This is a genomic window from Campylobacter sp. US50a (assembly GCF_004379015.1).
GTDB classification, from domain to species: Bacteria; Campylobacterota; Campylobacteria; order Campylobacterales; family Campylobacteraceae; genus Campylobacter_D; species Campylobacter_D jejuni.
The window spans coordinates 1-1,250 of record NZ_RYYJ01000042.1 but is presented as its reverse complement, the minus strand read 5'-3'; the positions used below and the strand labels follow the sequence as shown (position 1 = coordinate 1,250).

The 1,250-nt window shown below is 27.0% G+C and carries 1 protein-coding gene and 1 pseudogene; both read left to right on the top strand.

The genetic code is table 11. The features are described from left to right. Nucleotides 1-309 (top strand): annotated as a pseudogene (locus tag ELQ11_RS09530) (hypothetical protein); the annotation flags it as partial. Continuing rightward, on the top strand, nucleotides 309-1,250 hold a 942-nt coding region (locus tag ELQ11_RS09525), incomplete at its 3' end, for a hypothetical protein (RefSeq protein ID WP_134225302.1). The pseudogene ELQ11_RS09530 and the gene ELQ11_RS09525, both read left to right, overlap by 1 nt.

The following is a 1,250-nucleotide window of genomic DNA, read 5'->3' as shown; positions in this document are numbered from 1 at the left end:
AAAAAGTGTGATAAGTTTAATATTTGTGAAGCTAGATATGAGGCTATCCTAAATAAAAGTGAATTTAATGATATGCACGAATGCGATATAACTTTGAAATTACAGATAAAATCTCAACAAGAAGCTATAGCTTTAAATGATGATAAGGATTTTGCAAATTGTAAAATTTATATTAGGAAAAATCAACAGGGTATTGTATTTATAAGAGATGAGAAAGTATTTAATTCACCCGATTATTTTTGTAGCACAATGTGTGGCAACCAAACGATATTTGAGTGGGGAGATATCTATAAAAAGGAAATGCAATAATGCTTTATGATGTTAAAAAATTAAATGAAAATGATTATAAAAAAGAATGTGCAAAGCTTCTTATTGCTTTTGAAAATTCAAATTATAAACAAGAAAATGCTATACATATTGCAGGCAATGTAACTATTGGATATGGACTTGATTTAAAGACAGGAAATAATCCAAAGTTACTTTTAGAAGGGTATTTACCAGATGATTCTAAAAAACTTAAAATAGGAGATGAAGAATTAACTTTTTATGAAATTATAGAGAAATATAGAGCCAATAAGGCAGGTTTTACAGACCCAAAGATAGTAAAAGGTTATTTACAAAATAGAGTGTTTAATTTTTCGCTTACGCAAGAACAAGCCCAAGAAATTTTGGAAAGAACCTTTGATTCATATAAAAAGTATATATCACAATATATTGGCGATAACTTGTTGGAATATAGTCAAGAAAAAGCTTCCTTGGTTTCTTTACATTATCATGGCAGATTTAATAATATCAAAGATAATATTCGAGATTCTATTATCAAAAATTCGAGATTCCTATTGTGGTTTTTAATACGATACAAAACTAACCCAAAAAACTTTATTCCATTTCTTATTAGGGCTTGCGATGAAGCCGATATTTATCTATCTAATCCAAATATTAATAAAATAAGTCTTATTTTTGATGTGTTTTCTTACTTAAATATCAAAAGGGAAATAATTAAATATAGAATACATAAAATCAATACAAATAGAACAAGCTCCAAACAAGTTCATAAACAAGATACACTATATAATTTAGCACTTTGGTATGAAAACGATTTAGATTTTATACCTTATCAAGATTATATTATCGATTTAAAAAAAATTCAAAAACTTAAACCAATTTCACAACTTACCAAAAAGCCCATAAATGATATTGTTGCAACCCTTAAGCCTCATTTAGATTACCTAAACACCCTCACTCAAAAA